General features: G+C 66.8%; 24 protein-coding genes. 5 read left to right on the top strand and 19 right to left on the bottom strand.

Features of this window, described 5'->3' with window-relative positions; genetic code table 11:
• Positions 1 to 9: 9 nt before the first annotated feature.
• Together ASC61_RS10720 and ASC61_RS10715 are read right to left on the bottom strand one after the other, a co-directional pair.
• Positions 10 to 765, bottom strand: coding sequence for an SDR family oxidoreductase (locus ASC61_RS10720; protein WP_056211731.1), 756 nt, complete (start codon positions 763 to 765; stop codon positions 10 to 12).
• On the bottom strand, positions 762 to 1,916 hold the full coding sequence (locus tag ASC61_RS10715; RefSeq protein WP_082530601.1) for an alcohol dehydrogenase catalytic domain-containing protein: 1,155 nt from the start codon (positions 1,914 to 1,916) through the stop codon (positions 762 to 764). The genes ASC61_RS10720 and ASC61_RS10715 overlap by 4 nt, the downstream gene beginning before the upstream one ends.
• A gap of 220 nt (positions 1,917 to 2,136) precedes the next feature.
• On the opposite strand from ASC61_RS10715, the gene ASC61_RS10710 reads away from it, so the two are divergent.
• From ASC61_RS10710 to ASC61_RS10700, 3 genes are all read left to right on the top strand, one after another.
• Positions 2,137 to 2,826 (top strand): GntR family transcriptional regulator, encoded by a 690-nt coding sequence (locus tag ASC61_RS10710; protein WP_056211727.1) that lies wholly within the window; start codon positions 2,137 to 2,139, stop codon positions 2,824 to 2,826.
• 71 nt (positions 2,827 to 2,897) lie between these two features.
• The gene (locus ASC61_RS10705; protein WP_056211725.1) at positions 2,898 to 3,308 is read left to right on the top strand and encodes a carboxymuconolactone decarboxylase family protein; all 411 of its coding nucleotides are present in this window, start codon (positions 2,898 to 2,900) and stop codon (positions 3,306 to 3,308) included.
• A 121-nt stretch (positions 3,309 to 3,429) separates the two neighbouring features.
• Positions 3,430 to 4,641, top strand: a complete 1,212-nt coding sequence (locus tag ASC61_RS10700) for an alpha/beta fold hydrolase (RefSeq protein ID WP_162243667.1) — start codon at positions 3,430 to 3,432, stop codon at positions 4,639 to 4,641.
• Between the two features lie 64 nt (positions 4,642 to 4,705).
• Here ASC61_RS10700 and ASC61_RS10695 read toward each other — a convergent pair whose 3' ends face one another.
• From ASC61_RS10695 to ASC61_RS10645, 12 genes are all read right to left on the bottom strand, one after another.
• Positions 4,706 to 6,001, bottom strand: coding sequence for an NAD(P)/FAD-dependent oxidoreductase (locus ASC61_RS10695; RefSeq protein WP_056215563.1), 1,296 nt, complete (start codon positions 5,999 to 6,001; stop codon positions 4,706 to 4,708).
• Positions 5,998 to 6,171 carry a hypothetical protein gene (locus tag ASC61_RS19725; RefSeq protein ID WP_157439452.1) on the bottom strand — a complete coding sequence of 58 codons (174 nt, stop codon included), beginning with the start codon at positions 6,169 to 6,171 and terminating at the stop codon, positions 5,998 to 6,000. Before ASC61_RS19725 ends, ASC61_RS10695 begins: the two co-directional genes overlap by 4 nt.
• A gap of 95 nt (positions 6,172 to 6,266) precedes the next feature.
• Complete coding sequence (locus ASC61_RS10690) at positions 6,267 to 7,742, bottom strand: aldehyde dehydrogenase family protein (RefSeq protein WP_056211720.1); 1,476 nt, start codon at positions 7,740 to 7,742, stop codon at positions 6,267 to 6,269.
• A gap of 168 nt (positions 7,743 to 7,910) precedes the next feature.
• Entirely contained in the window at positions 7,911 to 8,564 is a 654-nt protein-coding gene (locus ASC61_RS10685) for an NAD(P)H-binding protein (RefSeq protein WP_056211719.1), read from the bottom strand.
• A gap of 44 nt (positions 8,565 to 8,608) precedes the next feature.
• The gene (locus ASC61_RS10680) at positions 8,609 to 9,235 is read right to left on the bottom strand and encodes a helix-turn-helix domain-containing protein (protein WP_082530599.1); all 627 of its coding nucleotides are present in this window, start codon (positions 9,233 to 9,235) and stop codon (positions 8,609 to 8,611) included.
• A gap of 27 nt (positions 9,236 to 9,262) precedes the next feature.
• Complete coding sequence (locus tag ASC61_RS10675; protein WP_157439451.1) at positions 9,263 to 9,694, bottom strand: VOC family protein; 432 nt, start codon at positions 9,692 to 9,694, stop codon at positions 9,263 to 9,265.
• A 122-nt stretch (positions 9,695 to 9,816) separates the two neighbouring features.
• Complete coding sequence (locus tag ASC61_RS10670; protein ID WP_056211714.1) at positions 9,817 to 11,796, bottom strand: chorismate-binding protein; 1,980 nt, start codon at positions 11,794 to 11,796, stop codon at positions 9,817 to 9,819.
• 59 nt (positions 11,797 to 11,855) lie between these two features.
• Positions 11,856 to 12,731 carry a formyltetrahydrofolate deformylase gene (gene purU / locus ASC61_RS10665; protein ID WP_056211712.1) on the bottom strand — a complete coding sequence of 292 codons (876 nt, stop codon included), beginning with the start codon at positions 12,729 to 12,731 and terminating at the stop codon, positions 11,856 to 11,858.
• Entirely contained in the window at positions 12,728 to 13,618 is an 891-nt protein-coding gene (locus tag ASC61_RS10660; RefSeq protein ID WP_200935436.1) for a methylenetetrahydrofolate reductase, read from the bottom strand. The genes purU and ASC61_RS10660 overlap by 4 nt, the downstream gene beginning before the upstream one ends.
• A gap of 63 nt (positions 13,619 to 13,681) precedes the next feature.
• Positions 13,682 to 15,073 (bottom strand): glycine cleavage system protein T, encoded by a 1,392-nt coding sequence (locus ASC61_RS10655; RefSeq protein ID WP_056211708.1) that lies wholly within the window; start codon positions 15,071 to 15,073, stop codon positions 13,682 to 13,684.
• Between the two features lie 80 nt (positions 15,074 to 15,153).
• Positions 15,154 to 16,065 (bottom strand): ABC transporter substrate-binding protein, encoded by a 912-nt coding sequence (locus ASC61_RS10650; RefSeq protein WP_056211705.1) that lies wholly within the window; start codon positions 16,063 to 16,065, stop codon positions 15,154 to 15,156.
• Positions 16,062 to 17,105: an amidohydrolase family protein gene (locus ASC61_RS10645; RefSeq protein ID WP_056211703.1), complete on the bottom strand. Its 1,044-nt coding sequence runs from the start codon at positions 17,103 to 17,105 to the stop codon at positions 16,062 to 16,064. Before ASC61_RS10645 ends, ASC61_RS10650 begins: the two co-directional genes overlap by 4 nt.
• Positions 17,106 to 17,426: 321 nt before the next feature.
• On the opposite strand from ASC61_RS10645, the gene ASC61_RS10640 reads away from it, so the two are divergent.
• Both ASC61_RS10640 and ASC61_RS10635 read left to right on the top strand, forming a co-directional pair.
• Entirely contained in the window at positions 17,427 to 19,037 is a 1,611-nt protein-coding gene (locus ASC61_RS10640) for an FAD-binding oxidoreductase (RefSeq protein ID WP_056211701.1), read from the top strand.
• Complete coding sequence (locus tag ASC61_RS10635; protein WP_056211699.1) at positions 19,034 to 20,791, top strand: FAD-dependent monooxygenase; 1,758 nt, start codon at positions 19,034 to 19,036, stop codon at positions 20,789 to 20,791. The genes ASC61_RS10640 and ASC61_RS10635 overlap by 4 nt, the downstream gene beginning before the upstream one ends.
• Positions 20,792 to 20,855: 64 nt before the next feature.
• Here ASC61_RS10635 and ASC61_RS10630 read toward each other — a convergent pair whose 3' ends face one another.
• From ASC61_RS10630 to ASC61_RS10610, 5 genes are all read right to left on the bottom strand, one after another.
• Positions 20,856 to 22,034: an alcohol dehydrogenase catalytic domain-containing protein gene (locus ASC61_RS10630; protein ID WP_200935435.1), complete on the bottom strand. Its 1,179-nt coding sequence runs from the start codon at positions 22,032 to 22,034 to the stop codon at positions 20,856 to 20,858.
• Positions 22,035 to 22,085: 51 nt separating this feature from the next.
• Complete coding sequence (locus tag ASC61_RS10625; protein ID WP_056211696.1) at positions 22,086 to 22,643, bottom strand: cupin domain-containing protein; 558 nt, start codon at positions 22,641 to 22,643, stop codon at positions 22,086 to 22,088.
• Complete coding sequence (locus tag ASC61_RS10620; RefSeq protein WP_327019493.1) at positions 22,636 to 23,400, bottom strand: 4-carboxy-4-hydroxy-2-oxoadipate aldolase/oxaloacetate decarboxylase; 765 nt, start codon at positions 23,398 to 23,400, stop codon at positions 22,636 to 22,638. The genes ASC61_RS10625 and ASC61_RS10620 overlap by 8 nt, the downstream gene beginning before the upstream one ends.
• The gene (locus ASC61_RS10615; protein ID WP_056211694.1) at positions 23,384 to 24,355 is read right to left on the bottom strand and encodes a LysR substrate-binding domain-containing protein; all 972 of its coding nucleotides are present in this window, start codon (positions 24,353 to 24,355) and stop codon (positions 23,384 to 23,386) included. Before ASC61_RS10615 ends, ASC61_RS10620 begins: the two co-directional genes overlap by 17 nt.
• A 277-nt stretch (positions 24,356 to 24,632) precedes the next feature.
• A complete protein-coding gene (locus ASC61_RS10610) occupies positions 24,633 to 25,232 on the bottom strand; it encodes a TetR/AcrR family transcriptional regulator (RefSeq protein ID WP_056211692.1) in 600 nt (199 codons plus the stop codon).
• Positions 25,233 to 25,313 lie beyond the last annotated feature (81 nt).

Below are 25,313 nucleotides of genomic sequence, written 5' to 3'. Positions count from 1 at the left end.
CGACGGCGCTCACCATGCTGAGGTGCCCCCGTCGACGACGAGGAGAGATCCGGTGGCGAAGGACGAACGCGTGGACGCGAGCCAGGCGATTGCTTCCGCGATCTCCGCCGGCTCGCCCATGCGGTGCATCGGAGACCGTGACGCGAGCTCGTCCCGGAGCGCGCTGGGATTGTCGGCGGCGGCGATCATGGCGGCGAAGTAGGGCGAGTCCACGGTGCCTGGAGCAACGGCATTGACGCGTACGCCGTCGGCGACATGGTCGAGTGCCATCGCTCGAGTCAATGCACTGATCGCCCCTTTGGAAGCGACGTAGGCGGCGCGGTCAGCGATGCCCACCGAGGAGGTGTACGACGACGTGTTCACGATGCGTCCGCGACCCGACGAGATGAGGTGCGGCATCGCAAACTTGGAGCACAGGAACACACCCTTGACGTTGACCGCCATCAGCCGGTCCCATTCCGCTTCCTGCAACGTGACGACCGTGCCGCGCATACCGAAGCCCGCGTTGTTGCACAGGACGTCGATTCGGCCGAATGCCTCGACCGCGGAGTCGATCATGGACTTGACCGATCGCCCGTCCGAAACATCGACCTCGACGGCAAGGCTGCCACCACCTAGCTCGGCAGCAACATCTCGGGCCGAGCTCCCATTGATGTCAGCAACTACGACACGCGCCCCACGTGAATGGAGCAGGCCTGCAGTGGCCCGTCCGATCCCGCTACCGGCCCCCGTGACGACGGCGACATCGTCGCCGAACTCAGTCATGGCCGTCTCCCAGCAGTGAGCGTCCGGTCCTCTGTTGACGCGGCCGGGTCCAGATCGACGATCTGGCGGATCTCGAGGCCCTCGTCGAGCCTGTCCATGGCGCGGTTGATTCCCTCGAGCGAGGTGTGCCCGGTGATGAGCTTTTCGATGGGCAGGCGCCCGTCGAGGTACATGCCGACATAGCGTCCGATGTCGCCCTTCGGGATCCCCGATCCCATGTAGGACCCGACGATGGAGCGCGCTTCAATGACGAGACTGAGCATGTCGACGTTCAGGGTCGATCCGCGTCCGGCCAGTCCGACCGTCACGGTCGTGCCGCCCACCGCGGTCAGCTTCACAGCCGACTCAAGGGCTAACGGATGCCCGACGCACTCGACGACAATGTCGAACCTGAGTCCGGCATCGAGCGCCTCATCGGGCGTGTACGCGTCGTCGGCGCCGAACTCCGACGCCGCGGCGAGCTTGGCCATGTTGGTGTCGATCGCGGTGACCGTCGCGGCGTCGATCGCGCGTGCGACGAGAGCTGCGGCCAGTCCGACGCCCCCCAGCCCGACCACAGCGACTCGTTGACCCGCGGTCGCACGGCCGGCGTTGATCAGGGCTCCGCCTCCCGTGAGGACGGCGCAGCCCAGCAGTGCACCGACCGGGGAGGGGATCTCAGCCGGAATCACCACAACTGAGTGGGCGTCGACGACGGCGTACTCGGCGAACGCCGAGACGCCACCGTGGTGATCGAGCGCCACACCATTGCTCGACAGCCGTCGGCCTCCGGCCAACATCGTTCCGGCTGCGTTTGCCGCCACGCCGCGCTCGCACAGACTCCAGCCTGGGGCCTGGCAGGAGGGGCACTCCCCACACCGGGGCATGAACGTCATGGTGACCTTGTCACCGACCTTGACATCGCGAACGTCCTGGCCGACCTCCTCCACGATTCCGCAACCCTCGTGGCCGAGGACCATCGGGGTTCGGCAATCCCGGACACCCGAGACGCGTGACAAGTCGGAGTGGCAGACGCCCGCCGACTCCATCCGGACAAGCACTTCGCCGCTGCCGGGACTGGCCAGACTGACCTCACGGACCGAGATGGGCTCGGAGTCTCGGTACGGCCGCACCGCGCCGACCTCGTTGAGGACTGCTGCCTTCACTTTCACGACGTGCCTCTCTCTTTCGGGATGCCTGGAACGATTCGGCGCAATCCAGAATGTGTTTGGACTGGATGACCGTAATACGGTATGTTTATATCACGGAGTGCGCTAGCCTACTAGCCCTAAGTTCTCAACGTCTCGGAAAGTTTGGTGAAGCCATGACCACGATCCGCAGCACGGCCGTACCGAGGGCCAGTCGGCAACGGCGACCGTCGAGGAGGAAGTGATGCTCCAACGGCAAGCCGCCCCTTTGCGGGCTCAGTTGGTCGAGAAACTGCGCGAAGACATCGTGACGGGCCGCTACGGCGCCGGCGATCGTCTGCTTGAGCGGAGCCTCGAAGCCGAGTACGGAGTTTCCCGTACGGTCGTGAGGGAGTCTCTGCGACAGCTCGAAAGTGAGCGGCTCGTTGAGATCGTGCCCAACGTCGGGCCACGCGTTCGAGCCCTCAGCTACGACGAGATCGTCAACCTGTACGAGGTCAGATCGACACTTGAGTCGGCGGCAAGCCGCTTCGCCGCTCAGGGAGCGTCGGCCTCCCAGGTCAACGACTTGCGGGCCGCGTTCGAGCACCTGGTGACCTCGGCTGGAACACTCCCCATCGCTGAGATGATCAAGGAGAAGAACCGGTTCTACGAGGCGCTGATCGAGGCCAGTGGCAACCCCATCATCGGCGAGATGCTTGGCAACGTCCAGGCTCGTATCGCTCAGCTACGCTCCATCACCCTCGCGTCGACCGACCGGACTCCGCACATGCTCGCCGAGCTACGGAAGGTCGTCGAATGCATCGAGGCGAGAGATCCGGCCGGTGCCGTGCAAGCCTCCGAGGATCATGTCGAATCCGCCCGACAGATCGCGCTGCGCCACGTCGCGCTGTCCCAACCGGGCGATGGCTCGCAACCCTCCCTGACCACCTGACCACAGCACGAACGATCACAGCCCGGGTTTCAGGTTCGCTGGCCCAGCCGTCCCAATGAAAATGAGGCACTATGACCACCGCACAAACGTACATCGATGACATGGCTGCCAAACGTGGCTACGTGCTGGACTATCACCAGGTGATGGCCGCGGCCGACTTCCCCGTGCTGAAGGCTGCGAACGACGTCGTGAGCGCGGCCTATCTCGACGAGCGTTCCCTCGATCGTCGCACCAAGGAACTGCTGTTCATTCTGAGCCTGACCGTGATGCGCGCCCCTCTACCGCAGATTCGCAGTCACATCATGGTCGCCCTTGATCTCGGCGTCACGTCGCAGGAAATTCTGGAGGCTATCGAGATCGCCCTCCCCGAGGCCGGGATTGTGGCCTTCCAATGGGGCGTCCAGGCCTGGCAGGACGTCGTGGGCATCGAACCACTCCAGCCAAGCGTCGCCGTGCACAGCGGCAAGCCGGACGCCGAATGACCGGAGCGCGTTTCGCCGGACGTCCGGGACACTCTCGATGACCGCAGAAAATCGCGTGTTCGCTGCATCGACCCACGAGAGCGACCCACCGACGTCCCTCCGTTGGCACTCGCTCCCCGCGATGCTGAACACAGACCATGAGTTCCTGGCCCTTGCCGAGGGCGTCGACACCACGTTCGCTCTGACGTCTCGCGATGGCACCGGAATCGTCATGCGCGTGGCCGGCGGCGGCGTAGATGCTGGGGACGATCCAGTGTTCAACGTCGAGCTCGACCACGCCGATTGGCTCGAGGCAGCGTCTCAGTCTCCGACCCCTGGCACCCAACACGTCCTGGCACATCTGGCCCCGCGTGGCACTGGAACGGTGCTCGGAGACACGACGGTGTTCGCGCAGCATGTGCAGCTCGTCCGCCGGGCCGTCGAGATGCTCAGCAATCGGGCCGCAGCAACGCGGGAGAGGGCTTCCGGATCCCTTGCCGCTGTCACTGGCCGCTACGTCCGCATCGACGTCGATCCGTGGGGCGCTTGCGACGTCTTCGTCGAGACCGTCGGCTCGGGCCGGCCGGTCCTGTTGCTCCATACCGCTGGCGCCGACGGTCGGCAGTACCACGGACTGTTCACCCTCGCCGAGTTGTTCCCGGGCCGGCAGCTCATCGCCTTCGACTTGCCTTGGCACGGGCGCTCCAACCCTTCGTACGAGTCGGACAACCTGGACTACTCATTGACGAGCGAGAGCTACACCGCGTGCGTCGCCGCAGTCATCTCCGCGCTCGACCTGCCGGAGCCGCCGGTGATCGTCGGGGCCTCCATGGCCGGCGCGGCAGTCATCGAGATGGCCGCGCGCCATCCGAGCAGCATCGCCGGTGTGGTGAGCTGTCAGGCCGGGCCGAGGGTCGCGAATCGCCACAACGCTTGGCAGCGCAGTCCCCTCGTCAACCAGACGCTGTTCGTACCCGAGTGGACCTGCGGCCTGATGTCGCCCCACTCACCGAAGATCGATCGGGACCGAGTGTGGTGGGGATATTCGCAGGGCGGGTTCGGCGTCTACGAACGCGACATCAGGTACTACACCGACTGCTGGGACATCGACAACGTCCGCGAGATGCTGGAGAACGAAGCTCCGCCGATCGTGCTGATGTCCGGGGCCTATGACTACTCGGTACCCAGCGCGGCCACACGCGAGCTCGCCGCACAGATACCTTCGGCGATCTACCGCCCCATGCCGGAGCTCGGCCACTTTCCCCACGCCGAGAATCCGCCTGTGTTTGCCCAGCACCTGGCGTGGGCGCTGGCGGCGATCGACGCGGCCGCAGTGCCTGGAACGGAGGACTGACTCATCGTCAGTCCTTTGAGTCTTCACGGGCGCTGACGCGCCTCACAGTGAGCGCCCTTTGCTCCTACTGAACTGCCTGCTGTTCGTGGGCTTCACGCAGCGGCTGACGCGGAGACTCCAAGGCGGGCATCGCCACGGGATCGCGGGAGAAGGACCCCAGCATCCAGTTGAGCACCACGAGAAGACGGCGCCGACGGTTCGGCAGCCGCAGACCGTGATAGAGGCGGTGCACCAGCCAAGCCGCGTATCCCCGAAGGGGTACGCCGTAGAGCTCGGCGACACCTTTGCCCAAGCCGAGCGACGCCACAGCGCCCGCGTCCTTGTGCCGGTAAGGACGCGGGGTACGCGCCCGCAGCGCTGCCACCACATTGTCGGCCGCACGTACCGCCTGGCGCACAGCGTGCTGCGCGGTGGGCGCACACATCTCCCCGGAGTGGACATCCGGGACCGACGCGCAGTCGCCGAGCGCCCAGAGGTTGTCGATCCCGTGGACTCGGAGGGTGGCATCGGTCCGGACCCGACCCGCCGGATCGACAGGCAGGCCAAGTCGCTTGAGCAAGGGTGGGGCAACCACGCCCGCCGTCCAGACGACTGTGTCGGTGGTCAACGTGCTGCCATCGCTGAGCTGCACGCGGCCGCCGGCCATGGTCTCGATCGTCGTTCCGGTTCGCACCGAAACGCCACGTCTCCTCAGCTGGGCGTCGACGTACTTCCCGAGACGTTCTGGTAGCTGACCCAGGATCCGCTCACCGGCTTCGACCAGAACCCAGCGAAGGGGTTCGGCGTCGAGCTCGGGATAATGCTTGATCTCTCTGCGGACCATGTCTTCGAGCTCGGCCAAGGCCTCAACTCCCGCATAGCCCGCTCCCACGAACACAAAGGTCAGATGGCGCAGGCGCGTTTCCTGATCCTTCGAGGCGGCGGCCAGCTCCAGTTGCCCGAGGATTCGGTTGCCGAGGTGGAGCGCCTCTTCCACGGTGCGGAAGCCGATCGCATGCTCGAGGAGCCCCGGAACGGGAAACGTGCGGGTGACTCCCCCAACGGCCAGCAGGAGCTCGTCATAGCGAAGCGCAACATCGCCATGGCGTGAGCTCACGGTCGCCGTCCTGGTCCGGAGGTCGAGACCCTGGAGCAGCCCCCTCACGACGCTGACGCCGGGCAACGCGCTTCGGAGGGGAACGACCACGTGCCCAGGTGCAACCGTGCCTGCGGCCACCTCGGGCAGCAGCGGCTGGTAGGTCATGTAACCGTGTGGGTTGACCAGGACCACCTCGACGTCGGCGCGCAGCTTCCTACGCAGACGTCCTGCTGCGGTGATTCCCGCGTAGCCGCCACCAACGACGACGACCCGCCGAGTCATGCCGTGCACCAGTCGACAGAGGCGTACTGGGTCTCGCAGAACTCACGCATTCCCTCACGTGCCCCTTCCCTGCCCAGGCCGCTCTGCTTGACCCATCTGAACGGCGCGGACGGGCCGACGTATCCGACCGGGTCGATGTGGGGCGTCGTCGTGGTGGCTGTCGAACTCATGTTGGTCCTGTCTGGTCTCCCGAGACTCAGTTGTGAAAGTGAGCTCCCGACCGCTTGAGGTCGGGAGCTCACAGCTCGTACAGGGCTTTGTCTCGTTACGACGCGGGTCGCTTGAGGATCACAACCGTCTTGTTGTTGGTGTGTGAGGCGAGCCCCTCGTCCCCGTGCTCCACGCTCAGGCCGGACTGCTTGTGGCCCCCGAACGGAGCATTGGTCGGGTGGCTCTGTCCGCCATTGATCCACACATTGCCCGACGCGATGCGGTCGGCCACGTCCAGTGCACCCTGGAGGTCTCTTCCCCACACCGTGGCGCCGAGACCGAAGACGCTGTCGTTGGCTCGCTCGACGACTTCGTCCACGTCGTCGTACGCGAGTATCGGCACGACCGGGCCGAACGGCTCTTCCTGGACGACTCGGCTGTCGTCCGGGGGGTTGTCGACGAGCGTGATCGGAACAAAGTTGCCCGCATGTGTCTCGTCGATGATGCCGCCGAGCGGCACGCTGTACTCGTTCTTCTTGATGTCGGCGAACAGGTCCCGGAGCTTGTCGTACTGCATGCGGTTGTTGACCGGTCCAAGATCGCTGGACGGGTCCATCCCGTCTCCGACCTTCTGCGTCTTCGCATACTCCACCATCGCGTTGACGAAGTCCGCATGGAACGAACGGTGTACGTAGATGCGCTTTGCGGCGATGCACCACTGCCCCGAGTTTCCGAAGGCGGCCCAGAAGACCTTGGGGACCGCATCTCTCCAGTCGGCGTCAGGCAGCAGGATTGCGGGATCGTTTCCGCCCAGCTCCAGTGTCACACGCTTGATGCTGCGGGCGCAGGCGGCCATGATCTTAGCCCCCGTTGCGGTTGAGCCGGTGAAGGTGATCATGTCCACGTCCGGGTGCTCGGTCAGGACCTGTCCGAGCTCGTTGCCACCTGTCACGATGTTGAACACTCCCGCGGGAAAGACCTGAGCGGCCAGCTCACCAATCCTCAGTGCGCAGAGCGGCGTGTACGGCGACGGCTTCAGGACGACCGTGTTGCCGGTGATCAGTGCCGGCACTGTCTTCCAGAGGACGTGGAGGTACGGGTAGTTCCAGGGAATGATCGCTCCGACCACTCCCAGGGGAGTCCGACGGAGCTCGACTCGGCGATCGTCATCCTCCTCGAGAACGACGTCCTTCAACCTCGACTTCGCAGTCTCGGGGACCCACGGGTTCGCAAGGTTCACTTCGAAGTCCGCCTGGCTGTAGCGCGGCTTTCCCTGTTCGAGTGAGAGAAGGGTGATGAAATCCTCCTTCTGGGCCTCGAGGGCCTCGAAGAACTCGACGATGTACGCCTCGCGTTGATCAGCTGTCAGCTTGGCCCAGGCCGGGAACGCGCGTTTGGCAGCGCCGACGGCCTGCTCCATGTGGTCCGTAGTCGCGAGTGGCGCCCGTGCGATGACCTCGTTGTCGGCCGGGTTGAGCACGTCGAACGCCTCGTCCGTCGCCACGACGGCGCCGTCGATGAGCACGCCGTACGGGCCGCTGAAGTCCACCGGCCGGATCGTGGTCTCTTCCTCAGCGATAGATACGTCCATACATTCACTCCTGTCGTGCGGCCGAGCGGCAAGGTCACATCGAAATCGGTCGGCATACCGTATTACGCGCTTATTGAGCATACGGTATTACGCGATGTCGGACAAGAACGAGGGCGCCGTGCCCGCCGGTCCGCGGGCGTGCGGACACGCCCGGCCTCCTCCTGAGGGTCAGATCTGGAGAAGTGCGGAGACGGCGGCGGCGACGGGCACCGGACCGTCCGTCACCTCGAGAATCGTGCGGCTGATCCGAGGCTCGTGCAAGATCGCGTCGATCAACGCTGCGACGTTGTCTCTATGAACGTCTCCATACTCGACCGCCGGCCCGGCCGTGACGCGGCCATCACCGGGCTCGTCCTTGAGGACACCCGGCCGCACGATGACCCAGTCGAGCGGCGTGCCGGCCAGATGGACGTCGGCTGCCTTCTTGACCCGCATGTAGTGCTCGAATCCGTCGCTGGGAGGCGCATCGCGCTCGGCGTCCGGGAAGACTGAGACGAGGATGAAGCGCGTGGCGCCGGCGATCTGCGCAGCGGCCGAAGCCTTCTCGACGCCGCGACCATCGATCAGGGTCGTGTTCTCCCGGCCCGTACCGTGCGCCCCCGCGGAAAACACCACGGCATCGTGCCCCTCGAGCTTGGCGGCAAGCTCCTCAACCGAATCGGCGATCAGATCGCCGACGACGGCATCGGCGCCTGATTGCGTGATGGTGGCGGCTTGCTCCGGCTTGCGATGCATTCCCGTCACCACGTCTCCGCGGGCGATGAGGAGCTCGGACAGCCGGCGGCCGATACCGCCGGCAGCACCGATCTGGAAGACCTTCATGACACATTCCTTCCTCCGCATGCGGCAGGCGGAGATTTGTAGGGTCAGCTGGCGCTGAGTGAGACGGTCCGGACGAACACGACGGGGTCGCTCCCGTGGTTGTGATAGGAGTACGTCCGATCGCTCTGCAGGCGACTGGCGCTGCCTGCGGGAACATCGACTTCAACATCTCCGGTCCTGATGGTCAGCACCCCGTCCATCACGTAGAAGAGCTCCTGGGAATGACTCGGATCGGCGCGCCCCTGGTAGGCGTCATCTGGCAAGAGGTGCCACAGCCACAGGTCTGCGGTGCGTCGGGGGCTGGTTGCCACGAGCAGGTGCGAGGTGCTGCCCGCCGCGCTGGTCCAGACCAGGACTCGATCCTGTGAGCCGAACACCTCGACGGGGCCCGGCGAGTCAGCTGCGCCGTCGAGCAAGGACGTGAAGTCCGTACCCAGCTGGCGGGCGATCCGTGTGATCGCCACGAGGCTGGGGTTGGCCTGCCCGTGCTCGATCTGGGTCAACAGACGCCGACTGATCGACGCGTTGTCGGCGAGTTGCTGCATCGTCAACCCTCGCTGTTGTCGCAGTGCGCGGATCCGCGATCCGATCTGTGCCAGGAAGTCCTCGGCGATCGACCCGTCGCCAGTCAGGCTCGCGGCATCGTCGGGCAACTGCTCTGGGGAGTTCAACTCGTCACCTTCTGGAGCCCTGACAGGTCAGACTGCGAACAGCTGGGACAGGTCTCGGAATGCCTTGAACTCCAAAGCATTCCCCGACGGGTCGAGGAAGAACATCGTCCACTGCTCCCCCGGCTCGCCCTCGAACCGGACGTACGGCTTGATCACGAACTCGACGCCTGCGTCGCCAAGACGAGCCGCCAGCTCCTGAAAGCGGTCGACCTCCAGCACGAGGCCGAAGTGAGGTACAGGCACCTGATGGCCGTCCACCGGGTTCGTGCCAGCAACGGCATTTTGATGATGGTCGACCTCGTGAGTCACGACCTGATGGCCCTCGACGTTCCAGTCCGTCCACCGCGTGTCCGAGCGCCCGGCTTCGAAGCCCAGCACCCGACCGTAGAAGTGGCGTGCAGCCTCGATGTCGTGCACCGGGATGGCCAGGTGGAACGGCGGGCGATGTGCGTCGGTCATGGAGAGCTCCTGTGGAATCGATGGCATCCGATGTGCACCATCGTACACTCGATGCGCAGAATAATGCACATTTCTCTCGGCGTCACGCGCTGTCACCATCCCTCACACGATCCATGAGTTGATCAACCGGGTAACGAGCAGCGAAGCGCCTGCGCGAGCGCCGCCGACTTGGCGAGCAGCTCGGCGAACTCCTCCCACGGATCCGACAGGGCGGTCACCGCACCGCCGACGCCGTACGACATGGTCTCGCCGTCGTCGACGATGGCGCGGATCACGACTGACAGGTCTAGGCGGCCGTCGGAACAGAGATGCCCGATTGTCCCGGAGTAGTACCCCCGGCGGTGGCCGTCCTCCAGCTCCGACAAGAGCTCGATCGAGCGGACCTTGGGCGCACCGGTCATTGAGCCGGGAGGGAACGCGGCTTCGAGCAGCTCCGAGATCGTCGTCCCCTCCCGGAGCACCGAGGCCACCGAGCTGGTCAGCTGAAACACGGTCGGGTGTGCCTCGACGTCGCACAAACGCTCGACCACGACACTGTCCGGCACGGACACGCGGCGCAGGTCGTTGCGGGTGAGGTCGACGATCATCAGGTTCTCCGCTTGGTCCTTCTCGCTGGCCAGCAAGGCATCACGGTGCGCCCGATCCTCCTGAGGTGTGCGCCCGCGCGGTCGCGTGCCCTTGATGGGCTCGGCTATGCAGCGCCCATCGTCGACACGCAGGAACCGCTCGGGCGAGCTGGAGACAATGGAGAAGTCCCCGAAGCGTAGGTGAGCCGCGAAAAAGCTCGGCGAGACTTCGCGCAGCGCGCGGTAGAGCTCGAAGGGCCGCCGCTCCCCCACGATCTCGACCTTGCTGGTGAGGCAGAGCTCATAGGACTCCCCCTTGCGGATGTGCTCTTTCGCCTCTGCCACCTTCTGCATGTAGTCCTGCTCGCTGTCGCGAAGCTCAAGGCGGTAACCGGCCAGCGTTGTGGTGTCCTTCCGCGCAGCACTCTCGGGTCGTGTGCAAAAGCGGATCACCTCCTCGATCCACCGCCGGGCTGCCGCCGCGGTGTCGTCGTTGCAGACGGCCTGAAGGATGAGTCGACCGGTCTCGTGGTCGTAGTCCATCGTGCGGTCGCAGTACAGGGCCCTCGTAGGACACGTCGGGTCCGTGGTCTCGTACGGGACGGCGATCGCCCACCGAATGGTCCCCGATGTGTGGCTGGCCTTCCAGGAAGTCGCGTGGTCCTCGACCCAGTCGAGGAGACCGCCCGGGAGGTCCCGCACCCCCTGCGCGGACTCCAGCCGGAACCCGGAGACTTCGGCGACGGCCTGCATCCAGTGCGGCCCGCAGACGCCGACGTGGGACCGCATCGGCTCGTCCGTTCGCGGAGCAGCACTCTCGAGGAGGTACGACGGCGCTCCCTCGGCGAAGCGCTCTTGCAGCCTTGAGAGATCACCGTCGAAGTCGACGGTCGACGCCTCGACACGGACCTTGCGCTCACGGCGCCAGGGCTGTCCCTGGGTTTGGCGCGCCCGGGCCAGGGCGAGGAAGTTGTGCACGACCTGCCGTCCCGCGTCGTCGCTGCCAGCCGACTCGGGGTGGAACTGGACACCGTAGATGGGGAGCGACTCGTGCTCGACGGCCATGACGAGGTCCCCGCACCAGGCCGTGACACGCAGTGGGCTCGTGACCCCCATGGCTGTCAGCGAGTTGTAGCGGACTGCGCCGAACTGCCGAGGAATCGCGTGGAACAACGGCGACGTGCCATCGTGCTCAATGTCGCTACGCCGGCCATGGTGAGGCTCAGGGTAGGTGACGACTTCAGCCCCGTGAGCAGAGCAGATCCCTTGGTGACCCAGGCACACCCCCAGGGTCGGGATCGCCATCTCCTCCACCGCACGGATGACGGCGCCTCCATGGCCGAAGTCGCGCAGGTTCGCAGGATGGCCGGGCCCCGGGGAGATGACGACGGCGTCGACGTGCGCCAGCTCAGCAGCCGTCCACCCGGCTTGGTCGTTGGTAACAACGTGGCACCGGGTGTCCGGGCACGACTCGAGGAGGTCTACGAGGTTCCACGTGAACGAGTCGTGGTTGTCGAGCACCAAGACATCGAGCACGGCTCATGCTCCCTGGGACACTTCCGGTGTCACTGCGCCGCTGCAGGGTCGGCGTGGGATCACTGGAAGACGATTGTCTGGTTGCTGTGCCGGACGACGCGGTTCTGCGCATGCCACGTCACCGCACGGGACAGGACGGCTCGCTCGACGTCGGCGCCTCGCCGCTGAAGGTCGGTTGCGGTGTCGACGTGCGTCACCCGCACGACGTCCTGCTCGATGATCGGTCCCTCGTCGAGCTCGGCCGTGACGTAGTGGCTGGTGGCGCCGATGAGCTTCACCCCACGTTCCTTGGCCGCCTTGTAGGGTCCGGCCCCGATGAAGGCAGGCAGGAAGGAGTGGTGAATGTTGATCACGGGGACGCCGAGTGCGTCGATGAAGTCCTCGGACAGGATCTGCATGTAGCGCGCCAGGACCACGAAGTCGACGTTGCCGGTGAGCAGTCGCAGGATCTCGGATTCGGCCTGGGTCTTGTCCGGCCCCTGCGACGGAACGTGGTGGAAGGGAACGCCGAAGGAACGGACATCCTCGGCGGTGTTGGTGTGGTTCGAGATCACCATGGGGATGGTCACCGGCAGCTCCCCTCGCCGGTGCCGCCACAGCAGGTCGAGCAGGCAGTGGTCGCTGGTCGAGGCCAGGATGGCCATGCGCTTCGGTACGGACTGGTCGGTGAGCGTCCACGTCATGCCGTACGGACGGAGCGTCTCGTCCATCTCCGCTTCGAGGTCCGGCATCACGGCCGTGAGTCCGTCCAGGTGGAAGACGACGCGCTGGAAGAACGCTCCCCCATCGGGATCGTCGGTGTACTGGTCGAGCGAGACGATGTTCGCCTTGTTGCCGGTCAGCACGCTCGAGATCGCGGCGACGAGGCCGAGCTGGTCAGGACCGTGGACGATGAGGCACGCGTGATCGCGCATCTCGGTCGTGTGCAGCGTCATGCCGTCTCCTGCCGCTGGATGTCTGCGACGTACGACCGGGCCCACTCCGACGTCGCCGGCAGGCCGCCGAAGGTGTAGAAGTGCAGCTTGACGTCGCCCGCAGCCGGCTCGGCGTCCAGCTCGGTCGACAGACCTCCGATGAAGCGCTCAGGTCCTGCGGTTCCCATGAGGTTGGTCAGGGAGAACCCATACTTCTTGACGATCATGGCGTTCGCGCCGATACCGAAGCGGCGCGCGAACGAGATCAGCCGCCTCACGCCGGCTGGGCCAGGAGTCCCGATCCGGATCTGGGCATCGATGCCTCGCGAGCGCACCTCGCGGATCCACGCCGTGACAGGGCCGGTGTCGAAGGCGAACTGCGTGAGCAGCACGGTCGCCAGACCCTGCTCCGTCAGCGCGGCGTGCTTCGCCTCCAGGTGCTCCCACAGCACCTCGTCGGCGATCTCGGGATGGCCTTCGGGGTAGCCGGCTATCGCCACCTCCTGCACTCCATGGCGCTGCAGCACTCCGGAACGGATGACCGACAACGCGTCGGGGTAGGGACCCTCGGGAATGGACGGGTCCCCACCGACGGCGAACACGTGATCCGTGGCCCCCACCGCCTGCAGCCGATCGAGGAACCCCTCCAGCTGGGCTTGCGAGACAAGCCGGCGGGCGGAGATGTGCGGGACCGGGACGAACCCGGCACGGGCGACAGCGGCGGCGGCCGCAACCCTCATCTCGAGATCCTCGTTGCCGAGGAAGGTCACGTTGACCCGGGTCCCCGGGGGAACGGAGACGCGCGCCTCCTCGAGCCCAGCGAGGTCCTTGCCGGTCATCTCCAGGGAGAAGCCGTCCATCAGGCGCAGGGCGGCGGTGGCGTGTTCAGCGGATGGGATGTGTGACACGTTCCTATTCCTTTCCAGTTGCGGGAGGCGACGCCTCTGCGCGTTGACGAGGGACGAAGGCCGTCAGCCGGCGACGGTGGTGTTGGATCGGTACTCCCCGCGCGCCTTGGCCACGAGCGGCGCCGGCTGGACCGTCGCGCGGATCTTCACCTGGACGTGCTCCTCGACAGCCGGCTTCGACGACGGAGTCGGCTCGCCCCACACGAGGGTGACCTCGGTGCCCGGCTCGGCGACCGAGGCGTCGACGACGGCGACCGACAGCATCGAGCGCTCGTTCGCGGAGTATCCGGTGTGCAAGGAGCGACCCAGATAGGCTCCGGTCTCGGACTCGACCCGGTCGTAGTGGTAGGTCGCGTAGTGGGCGATCGGCTGGTTGATGAACTTGGCGCCGATGCCGGGGCGGAACATCGACCCGAAGGCCTTCTCGACGTCGTCGCTGTTCCACACGAGCGTCACCTTGCGGTTCTGCTCGGAACGTCCGGCGGCGACCTGCTGCTCGAGCGCGGCTCGACCGATGAAGTCGTGGTCGAACTTCACGATGCGGCCGTAGCCCACGTCATAGGGCGAGAAGAAGTAGTCCTCGACCTGCGGGGAGTAGAAGCTGCCCCCGAGGGAGACGGTGGCGTCGATCTCGTCGGCGTCCAGCCAGCTCCGGAAGCCAGCGCTGCTCTCGCCGGCGTAGAAGGCCGGCAGCGGCCGGGGCAGCCAGCCGGACTCCAGCGAGTTGGTCAGATAGGCGCGGCCGCCGACCTGCACGAGCCCGTGCCTGCTTCCTGCCTCGAGGATCGCGCCCACGACCGCATCGCGGTCCGCCCAGGGTCCGACGAACTCGAAGCCGGGCTCGGCTGCCATCCCGTGCCGAAGGGCGCGCACGGTCTTGCCCGCGATCGTGAAGCGGGCGCCGTGGAAGAACTTGACGGTGGGCGGCTCCTCGCCGAGCACGTCCCGGATGACGTCGATGGCACCCGGCCCCTGCACCTCGTAGCGGTAGACGACCGGGTCGCCGGTTCGGGCGTATGACGGGTTGTCCCGCCAGATCTCCACGTCGTATCCGCCGGTCTCCGCGTGGTACTGCAGCCAGTTGATGGTCGGCGGGATGCCGACGGCCTGGAACTCGTCCTCCTCGTTGCGGAAGAGGATGTTGTCGCCGATCAGGTTTCCCTCCTCGGTGACCGCAACGTACTGCTTCGCCGCATCGACCGGGAAGTACTCGACGCTGTTCACCGCGGTGTCCTGGATGAGCTTCAGGGCGTCCGGGCCTTTGATGTTGAGGTCCGCCAGGTGGTGCGACTGGTCGAACAGCACAGAGGTACGGCGCCAGGCAAGCTGCTCGTCGCGCCAGTTGGTGAACTCAGGAGTCACCGGCGTGCTGACGATCGGCGGTGACTGCGACTCCCACAGGAGGGTGTGGGCGCTGCCGGCTGCTGCGATGGACTCTTCGAGGTTCTTGGCCATGGTCGGTTCCTTCTGCTGTGCGGGATGTGATTTCGTTCGGATGGGTGGTCGAGGTGGGTCCGCGTCCGGCGGACCAACCACTAGTCGGTGATCTGGTCGGTGAAACGGGTGTCGACGACGCCGACGGCGTCATCGCGGCTCTGTTCGGGGACAAGCTCGGCCTCGATCATCAGGTCGATCGACGTGGTCAGAGCCGTTTCGGAAACCTGCAGCCCCCGGGACCACATGCCAAGGTCGCGGGTGATGGTGAACCCCTCGGCGGCGAGCTCGGGCTCTTCGGGCGTCGTGATGCGTTGGTAGACCGGCACGGTCGTGGCATCGGCACCGGGGTCGTTGACGATGTCGTGGGCCTCTGCCAAGGCGCGGACCAAGCGCCCGGCAGCGTCCTCATCGGCGTCGAGCCAGTCAGCCCTGCCGATCAATGCGGCGAACACGATCTCCGGGATGACCTCCCAGATGTCGCCGAGCAGGCCGTAACCCTCACGTTGGGCGAGCAGACTCCAAGGGAGCGGCTGGGGAGCAGCGTCGATCTCGCCGTTCTGCAGGGCGGTCCAGCGCGCGGTGTGAATCCCTGCCAGCGAGAACGTGTAGGCGTCCGGCTCGACGCCGGCGCGGCTGAGGAGCCGCCGCGTATAGATCGATGTCCCCTCGGTCAGCGACGACGTCCCGATCGTGGCGCCGCGCAGCTCTGCCAGCTCGGCGATGCCCGGGCGCGCCACCATGGACATCGGCAGACGCTCGGCGTTGGAGCCGATGATGCGCAGGTTGCCACCGGCCAGGTGGTCGGCGACTGCGCCCTCCGGAGGAGTGATGGCCAGGTCCGCGTCGCCGTCGCGCACCGCGGCGGTCGCCTTCTCGACGGAGCCGACCTTGTGGAACACGATGCTCAGGCCGTGCTGCGCGAACAGGCCTCGCTCCTCAGCCACGAAGACGGGCAACCAGTTGAAGCCCTGGGCAGCGCCGGCGAGCCGAATGGTCGTGGTGGCACTCATACTCGTGCTCCTTCCGCGCGCGCCGTCGCTCGGGCAACCAGCCGCGTGTCCAGCCGCGGGTAGACGCGCCGCGCGTTGCCCTCGAAGACGCGGCGGAGGTCGGGCTCGTCCAGCCCGGCGGCCTCGAGGTAGCGCCGGGTGTCGTCGAACGCGCCACCGGTCTCCGGGTCCTCGCCCGCCACTGCACCCAGCAGCTCCGATCCGAACAGGACGTTGCCGGGCCCGATCACCCGAAGCAGCAGGTCGATGCCGGCCTGGTGATAGACGCACGAGTCGAAGAAGACGTTGTCCCGCAACCGCTCGAAGCCGTCCAGGACGTCGTTCTTGTGTGCGATCCCGCGGTACCGCCCCCAGTGGTAGGGCACGGCTCCGCCGCCGTGCGGGATGACGAGCCGCAGACCCGGATGACGCTGGAAGAGATCGCTGCCGATCAACTGCATGAAGACGGCGGTGTCGGCGGCGAGGTAGTGGGCACCGGTCGTGTGCACCGCGGGACGGGTCGACGCCGAGGCGTGGATCATTGCCGGTACGTCGAGCCGTTCGAGAGCGTTCCACAGCGGGTCCCACCACGGATCCGGCAGGGGCGGAGCGGTCCACGCACCACCCGAAGGGTCGGGATTGACATTGCATGCCACGAATCCGGCCTCGACACAGCGCTCCACCTCGGCGACGGCGGCGTCAAGCCCACCGTCCACGGTCTGCGGGAGCTGGCACGCAGCGACGAAATGATCGGGGAAGAGATCGGCGATGCGACCCACGGTGTCGTTCGACAACTGCGCCCAGGCGATGGCTGCGGCCTCGCCGGGCACGTGGTGACCCATGCCGGAGGCCCGCGGCGACAGAATCGTCACGTCGGTGCCCCGTTCGCGCTGGAGGCGCAGCTGGTTGGCCTCCACGATCGTCCGGAGCTCGTCATCCGGGACGCCCTGATACGGCTCGGGCTTCGACGCACACCCCTCGGCGTACGCCACCTGGGCGTCGCGGTGATCCCGGAACGCGGCCGGCTCGCTCGTGAAGTGCCCGTGGCAGTCGATGATCATGTGCGAGTCCTACCTCCGGTGGCGTCGTTGATGTTTGGACGCCTGATCGAGCTCATCGCTCGTGAGCTCGGCGCCCGTCCGTCCCGATCAGGTGTCGATCAGGTGCGGCGGTCGTCACAGCGTCGCAGCGCCTCAACGATTGGAAAAGCGGAGAAAAACTCCTCTGCAATTCGGTTTTGGCGAAGAACCTGATGGCCCGCGACACTTCGACAAAGCCGAGTTGGAACGGCGATGTTCTCCGCTTTTCCCCAACATCGCCGAAGCGGCACCATGACTGAGTCCCTAGCGTCCAGAGCGGGCGCGGGACAGAAGGGGGCGAACATGAGCCTGGCTCACGAGGGCGACCGGCTGGAGACTTCCGCGCCCGGCTCAGCGGGTGACACCACGCTCGAGCCCGGGATGGTGGCGGAGCTGGTGTCCGTCGTCGGAGCGGAATGGGTTCGCACCGAACGCGAGGCCGTCGACGAGTTCAAGGACCCGTACTGGATCCCCGGCGACGACACGTTCGCCGCGTCGGCTGTCGTGCAGCCGGGGTCCGTGGCTCAGGTACAGGAGGTCATGCGCATCGCGAATCGCTGGGGCGTCCCGGTCTCCCCGCACAGCCAAGGGCGCAACCTTGGTCACGGTGGCGCCTCCCCCAGTCGCCGTGGCGCGATCCAGCTCGGCTTCCAGCGACTCGACCGCGTGATCGAGATCAACGAGGATCTCGCGTACGCGGTCGTCGAGCCGGGAGTGACCTGGCAGGATCTTCACGACGCCATCGCCGAGCGCGGGCTCGACCTGATGACGCCGGTCCCCGACCTGTCCTGGGGCTCGGTCATCGGCAACACGATGGACTCGGGTCACACCTACCAGCGCTATGGCGCCGACTACCGACTGCATGCCGGCTTCGAGGTGGTGCTTCCCGACGGCGACCTGCTGCGCACCGGCCAAGGCGCACTTCCTGACAGTGCCTCAGGGCACGTCTACCGACGCAGCCTAGGACCGTCGCTGGACGAGCTGTTCGTGCAGTCCAACCTCGGCATCGTCGTACGCATGGGCGTGTGGCTCCAACGACGTCCAGACGCCTACGCACCTCTCGTGCTCGTGGTCGACGACGACGCCGATCTCGAGCAGGCGATCGACACGATCCGGGAGCTGCGGCTCGCCGGACACCTCGAGGGGATCGTCGCGATGTACTCGACCCTGCGCGCCGCGCACATGGTGCTGGACGACCCTGTGCCCGCCCGCCCCACGCCGTTCACCGACGAGGAGCTCCAGCGAATCGGCTCCGAGAGGGGGATCGGCTCCTGGGCTGTTCGCGCCGCCGTCTGGGGCGATCGCGAGCTGGTGGACCTCCGGTTGCGACGCATCCAGGCCGCCTGGGACGACATCCCCAGCGGCCGGGTGCACCCGGTTCGTGTCTACGCTCGCGATGAGTGGGATGACTTCACCCGTTCAGCCGAGCTGATCACCGCCGGCATCCCGACGATGAAGGCCATCGAGTCGATGCCTGCTCATGTGGCCCACCTCGACGTCTCCCCCGTCGTCCCCCTACTTGGCTCCGCCGTGCGCGCCGTGGTCGAAGAGCTCCGCCGTCAGTACGCCGTCGCCGGACTGAACTTCGGTGCGGGCATCATGGTCACCGGCGAGCGGTCGGCCGTCCCCATCGCCGGAATCCGGTACGACCGCACCGATCCGGCCAGCGTCCGGGCAGCGGTGGAAACCGGTCGGAGGATGGTGACCGCGCTGGGCGAGATGGGCTATCTCGATGCCCGTCCCCACCTCGCCCTCATGGACCTCGCCGCGTCCTTCGCGTCATTCAACGACCACGCCTACCGCAGGTTCGTCGAACGCCTCAAGGACGCGGTCGACCCGAACGGCGTCCTCGCCCCCGGCCGCCACGGCATCTGGCCGGCCCGTGACCGTGCCGCGGAGCCAGACGACCGATGACGTCCCTGGAGATCGCGGACGCCGACTTCGACGCCGACGTCCTGGTCGTCGGCACCGGTCCCATGGGAGCCACCACGGCCCTGACCCTGGCCACGTACGGTCTCCGAGTCATCGCGGTGAACCGGCAGAACTGGCTCGCGGATTCTCCCCGCGCGCACGTCACCAACCTGAGGACGATGGAGATCCTGCGCAGCTTGGGTCTCGAGCACGAGGCCCTGGCCCGAGCAACACCGTGGGAGCTGATGGGTGACACCTCGTTCACCACCAGCCTGGCCGGCTGGGAGCTCGCACGTATCGCCAGCTTCGGTCTCGGCGACCAGAGGTATGGCGAGTACCGGGCGGCGAGCCCCTGCCGGATGGCCGACCTACCCCAACCCCTGCTCGAGCCTCTCCTTGTGGAGACTGCGGCCGCGCGCGGGGCCGTCGTGTGGTTCAACACCCAGTACCTGTCGAGCTCTCAAGACCCCGAAGGGGTGGATGTCGAGCTCGAGGACCGGCTGACCGGGCGGGTGCATACCGTGCGCGTGCGCTACCTCGTCGGTGCCGACGGTGCCCGATCGAAGGTCATGGCTGACGCCGGACTGGCGGTCGAGGGCCAGATGCACCGCGGAGGCACCGTGTACGCCCAGTTCGAGGGAGACCTGTCCAAGTACATGTCGCACCGGCCGAGCGTGCTGACCTGGATCGTCAACCAGGACGTGACCGTGGGCGAGATCGGGCTCGGCCTGCTCCGCGCCGTCCGGCCATGGGACCGGTGGATCGCGGGGTGGGGCTTCGACCCCGAAGCGGGGGCGCCGGACCTCAGCGTGGACACCGCCCAGGAACGGATCCGCCGATTCGTCGGAGACCCCGACTTCGAGGCGGTCGTGACGGCGGTGAGCCCCTGGTACGTCAACGAGGCCTGGGCGCCGGCGTACTCGCGGGGGCGGGTCTTCTGCGGCGGCGACGCCGTGCACCGACATCCGCCGTCGAACGGACTCGGGTCGAACACGAGCATCCAGGACGGGTTCAACCTCGCCTGGAAGCTCGCGTACGTGATCCTCGGCCGTGCTGGCGAGAGCCTGTTGGACTCCTACTCTGCAGAGCGGGCGCCGGTGGGCGAACAGGTCGTGCGGCGGGCCAACCAGTCGCGCCGGGAATACGCAGGGCTCCACAGCGCACTTGCCGCGGAGCGCGCCGGCGGCCCGTCGGGAGCGGCCAAGCTCACCGCGCAGACGCCCGAGGGTGCGCGCGCCCGCGCCGACCTGGCCGCGGTGCTCCACCTCAAGGACAACGAGTACAACGCGTTGGGGATCGAGCTGAACCACCGCTACGACTCCGACGCGGTCGTGCTCGACGCCGAGGCTCCCGAGGTGTTCCATCTCGACCGGGAGGTGCATGCCCAGCACACCACGCGCCCGGGTGCGAAGCTTCCGCACGTGTGGCTCGTCGACGACCGCGGTCGCCGGGTGTCCACGCTCGACCTTGTCGGGGACGGGGTCTTCACCCTCCTGACTGGGCCAAGTGGCCGCCCCTGGGCGAAAGCGGCAGTGGACCTCGCACTGCCCTACCTGAAGGCCGTGGTGGTGGGCGACGAAGAGGCACAGGATCTGTACTTCGACTGGGCTCGGGTGCGGGAGGTCGCCGAGGACGGGGCCGTCCTTGTGCGCCCCGACGGCTACGTCGTATGGCGCGCTGCGACGGCCGAGCCCGGCGCGCGGGACCGGCTGGCCGCCGTGCTCGCCCACGTCCTCGGCCGACCCGTCAAGGACTGAGCTGGCCCGGCGTGACGAAGCCGTCCGGAAAGGATCCGGAGGGCCTCGTCGTGCCGAGCGGGCGTCATAGCTCGACGAGATAGCTGGTGAAGCCTCCGTCGCCGCTGGTCACGCCGTTGATCGCGTCGTTGATCTGCTCGAAGGGCCAGGCCTTGGGCTCCAGCACCGACTGGATGTCGACGACCCCCGATTCGATCAGCCCCACGAGTTCCATGCACTCGGCCGTCGTGAACCAGGCGGACCCGATGAACGACAGGGCGTTGTCCATGAAGTACTTCGGATCGAGCCCGACCTCACCGGCAGCACCTCCGATGTTGACGATCGTGCCGCCACGCTTCACGGCGTGCACGGCATCCTTGAACGAGTCCAGGGACCCGACGGCTGCGAGGGTGTCGACGTGGAAATCGGCCCCCAGTCCCCCGGTGCGCGAGCGGACCCATTCCGCGGTCCCTCCTTCGGTGTTGCTGAAGATCTCGATCCGGCCAGGCGCAAGAGCCTGCAGTCGCTCGAGCAGCGGCACTCCACGCGCCACTGCGTAGACCCTCGAAGCTCCCAGCGCGAGTGCCACAAGGGTCACCCCGACACCGAGGGTGCCCGTGGCTCCGTGCACGAGCAGCGACTTGCCTCCGAGCGGGCCGAGCTTCTTGACGGCGGCATAGGCGGTGCCGAGATACCCCAGGCGCGTCGCGTGCCGGAAGTCGAGGGAGTCGGGCAGCTTCACGAGCGCTGCCTGCGGAGCCAACATGTACTCGCAGAAGCCCCCGTGGGGATACTTCTCGAACATCGCGACACCGTCGGGATGGAACGCGAAGTAGCCGGCGAACACCCAGTAATGGCACTCCTGGAGGCGCCCGTCGGCACACGGGTGGCATGCACCGCAGGAGCGGGTGGGGTTGACGTAGACACGGTCGCCAGGTCGGACGCCGATGACCTTTTCGCCCACCTCGTGCACCACTCCCACCGGGTCCAGCCCGAAGGTGGCCGGTCGGGGCGGCAACGGCTCATGAGGGAACCACGTCTCCCAGTTGGCCAGCACGTTCGCCAGGTTGGGCACCATTCCGCAGGCCTTGACCTCGACGATGACGTCGGTGCCAGTGGCGCGGGGGCGATCGACGCGGTCGATGAGCAACGGCTCACCGCGTTCGTGCTGTCGCGCGGCGAGCATGGTCGCCGGCGGGGCCGAGGACGCACCGAGGTCGGCGGTGTCGGATGTGGGGGTCCTCGGGGAGGAGGTAGTCGTCATGAAGTGTTCCCGTCTGCCCTCGTGGGCACTCGTGTTGCGTACGACGAGGCGTCAGTGCCTGGTCGCTCCGATCAGAACGAAGGCCAACGTGGCAGGGCGGTCGCCCTGGTTCCGCCAGGCGTGCCTGGTTCCGTTCTGCACGACGACGTCGCCCTGCCGGAGATGGACGGTCTCGTCGTCGAGCTCGAGCCAGACCTCGCCGTCGAGGACGATGTCGTAGTCGACGCTGTCGGTGGTGTGGAAGCCGGGCGCATCCGGCTCGAAACGACTGGCGAAGTCGGCGGCGAACGCGAACGTCTCCGCGCCGGCCGCGGCTCCGTCGAACCCAGGCTCGGCAAACACACTGTCCGGAGGGAACTGCACGATCACCAGGGAGGTCTCCCCCGGTCCGGGAACGAGCGGACCCTGAGGCGGCGCGGTTTCCTGCTCGGACGCCGGCAGCAGGGGCGCGGCCGTCCGGTAGACGACGCTGCTCAGCATCCCCGGGATGGCTTCATGGTGCAGCGCATTGGGTACGGGGCCGTCGCTCGCGACGCCCGACCGTCCGTCACGCGTCGTCGTGACGACGCGTCGCGGGGTACGAGGACGCTCGAACAAACCGTCACTCATAGATCAGTCCCTTCTCCTCCAGGCGGCGTCGCAGCGCCGGGTCAATGTCCAGGCTCGAACGTCCTGAGGTGTACAGCTGACGCTTGAGTTCCTCGTCGGCCGCCCGCGAGCGCGCCGCCTCGAGGACGACCTCGGCGTCCAGGCGGGGCACGATGCACACACCGTCGTCGTCGGCCACCACGACGTCGCCCGGATTGACGAGCTGATCGCCACAGACGACAGGCACCTGGACATTGGCAAGCGTCTCCTTGACCGTGCCCTGGGCGCTGACCGTCTTGCTCCACACAGAAAAGCCCATGCTGCGCAACGTGCGGACGTCGCGCACGCCTGCGTCGATCACGAGGCCCCGCACCCCCCGCGCCTGCGCGGCGGTGGCAAGCAGATCGCCGAAATAGCCGTCGTCACATGGCGAGGTCGGGGTGACGACGAGGATGTCCCCCGGGCCAGCAAGGTCGACGGCGACGTGCAGCATCCAGTTGTCACCCGGCGGCACCTCACAGGTCACCGCGACGCCCGAGATCGCAGTGTCGCTCTGCCTCGGGCACAGACGCGCGCTCATGAGACCCACGCGTCCCAGCGCCTCGTGGGTCGTCGCGACTCCGAGATCCCTGAAGGCATCGGCGAGCGCCTGATCTGTGCTCGGCTGACCCGTTAGTACTCTCGCCATGCTCGCCGCCTCCTGACGTCGCTGTGGACCAAACAACCCCTCACCGCGTTGGACCGCCGCCGCCATGCGGCGGTCACTGGGCACCTTCATGGTCGACGCGAGGCCACTCGACGCCCTGCGCGAACGCGATGACAGCTTGAGTGCGCGGCGTCGGCTCGTACTCCGCCGGCCACACCACGTCGATGGACAGCGGCGGGACTGCTGGCTCGATGTCCTTCATGACCAGCGGGAATCCGCGCACCGCTCCGGGGTCCATGTGCCGCTGGACCAGCATCCCGTATCCCAGACCCCGGCCGACCAGGGTTCGTACGACATCTGGGTTGCCCGTCCTGTGCCGGATCCTGGGGGTCACCCCTCGAGCGTCGAAGATCGACAGCGCATGCGTGCTCGATGGCGGGCTGTCGAGCATGATGAAGTCCTCGTCGGCGAGATCCTCCAGACGCACGTGCGGCTCGGCAGCCAGACGGTGGCCTGCCGGCAGCAGCACGTGGGGCGCGAGCGTGAACAGTCGCTGCCTCCGCACGCGGCTGGGGAGCTGGACGTCGTAGACGAAGGCCACGTCGACACGACCGGAGGCCAGCAGGTCGGCCAGCCGGTCCTGCGAGGCCTCGATGACCTCGACGTCCAGACGTGGGTGGCTGTCGGCGAAGGCCGTGAGCAGCGGCGGCAGCACGGTCGGGGCCAGGGTCGGAAAGCACCCGATCGAGACCGGGCCCGACAGCTCGTCCGTCGACGAGACGAGAGAGGCATACAGCTCGTGCGCGCCACGAAGGAGCGCACGAGCGTCGGCGACGACCTGTTCCCCGGTGCTGGTGAGCGTGAGGCCCTGCGCCTTGCGGCGGATGCACAGGCGCGTGTGCACCAGTCTCTCCAACTGGGTGATGGCATCTGACATGGTTGACGGCGAGACGTGCATCCGCTCGGCTGCCTTGATGATCGTGCCCATGTCGGCGGCCGCGACCAGATACTCGAGCTGACGCAACGTGAAGGGCGGCAACGACGAGACCGTCGGCTTGACGCCGGGTGCACGTTCTGCCTCAACCATCGTTGCACGCCTCCCTTCCAGAAGAGGACACCGCCAGGCGGCGTCGAGCCGAGTCGCTCACCAAGGCCGGAAAGTGCGACATACCCTTCAGTCTTTGGATACGGCACAGTATTCGCAAACTCCACCAGATGTCAACGGCTTGGCTGAAACCACGTGCTCCCGGTCATTGCCGATGCCTCGACGAGCACCACAACGCGTCACCAAGCATCGACAGCGGCGTCCAGTTTTGGGCGTGCTTCAGAGCCCGCGGTCTACGGCGAGCTCACGGGGCAGCGTGTCAGCGAGACGCGGGTGCGGTGTGGGCCTCCACAAGCGCCTCGAGCACGTGGCGCAGCATCTGCCCGGAGCTGTTGGCCTCGAGGAAGGTAGCGATGCCTCCGAACGTCAGGTCGAGCACCAGACCTCCGAGGTCGAGTGGGTCGATCGGCTCAGGCTGGCCCGGAAACAGGGCCGCCAACAACAGCGTCCCAACCTCGCGCCACTGGCTGATGAAGACATCGCGGTGGTGCTGTTCGAGGGCATTCTCGCGTCGGAGCCTGCGGAGGTACTCGATGGCGATGAGACCCCACTTCATCTCGGCAGCGCGCTCGTCGCTCCATCGAGCAACGGCGTCGATCACGTCCGTGGGAGTCTGCGCTTCGGCCAGTCTCGCCTCAAGCTCAGCGACGACCTTGCCGGTCTGCCCCTCGAGAAGGTGGTCGAGCACATCCTCCTTCGAGGCGAAGTTCGAGTAGAACGCGCCCTTCGAGTAGCCCGCCGTCTCGGCGATCTTCTCAACCGAGGCTCCGTCAAAGCCGTCCCGAGCCACGACATCGCCCGCCGCTTCGAGAATGCGCTCGCGCGTCAGTGCCTGGCTCTGTTCACGGGTCAGTCGCATACCTTCGTCTCCTTGATCTCACACCAGCTCCGCCGGCACCCGAAAGGTACCTTCGTACTCCCGAGTGAACGGATTGGTATC

This window comes from Aeromicrobium sp. Root344 (assembly GCF_001425755.1).
Lineage (GTDB): Bacteria > Actinomycetota > Actinomycetes > Propionibacteriales > Nocardioidaceae > Aeromicrobium.
This window is presented reverse-complemented; position numbering and strand designations above follow the sequence as displayed.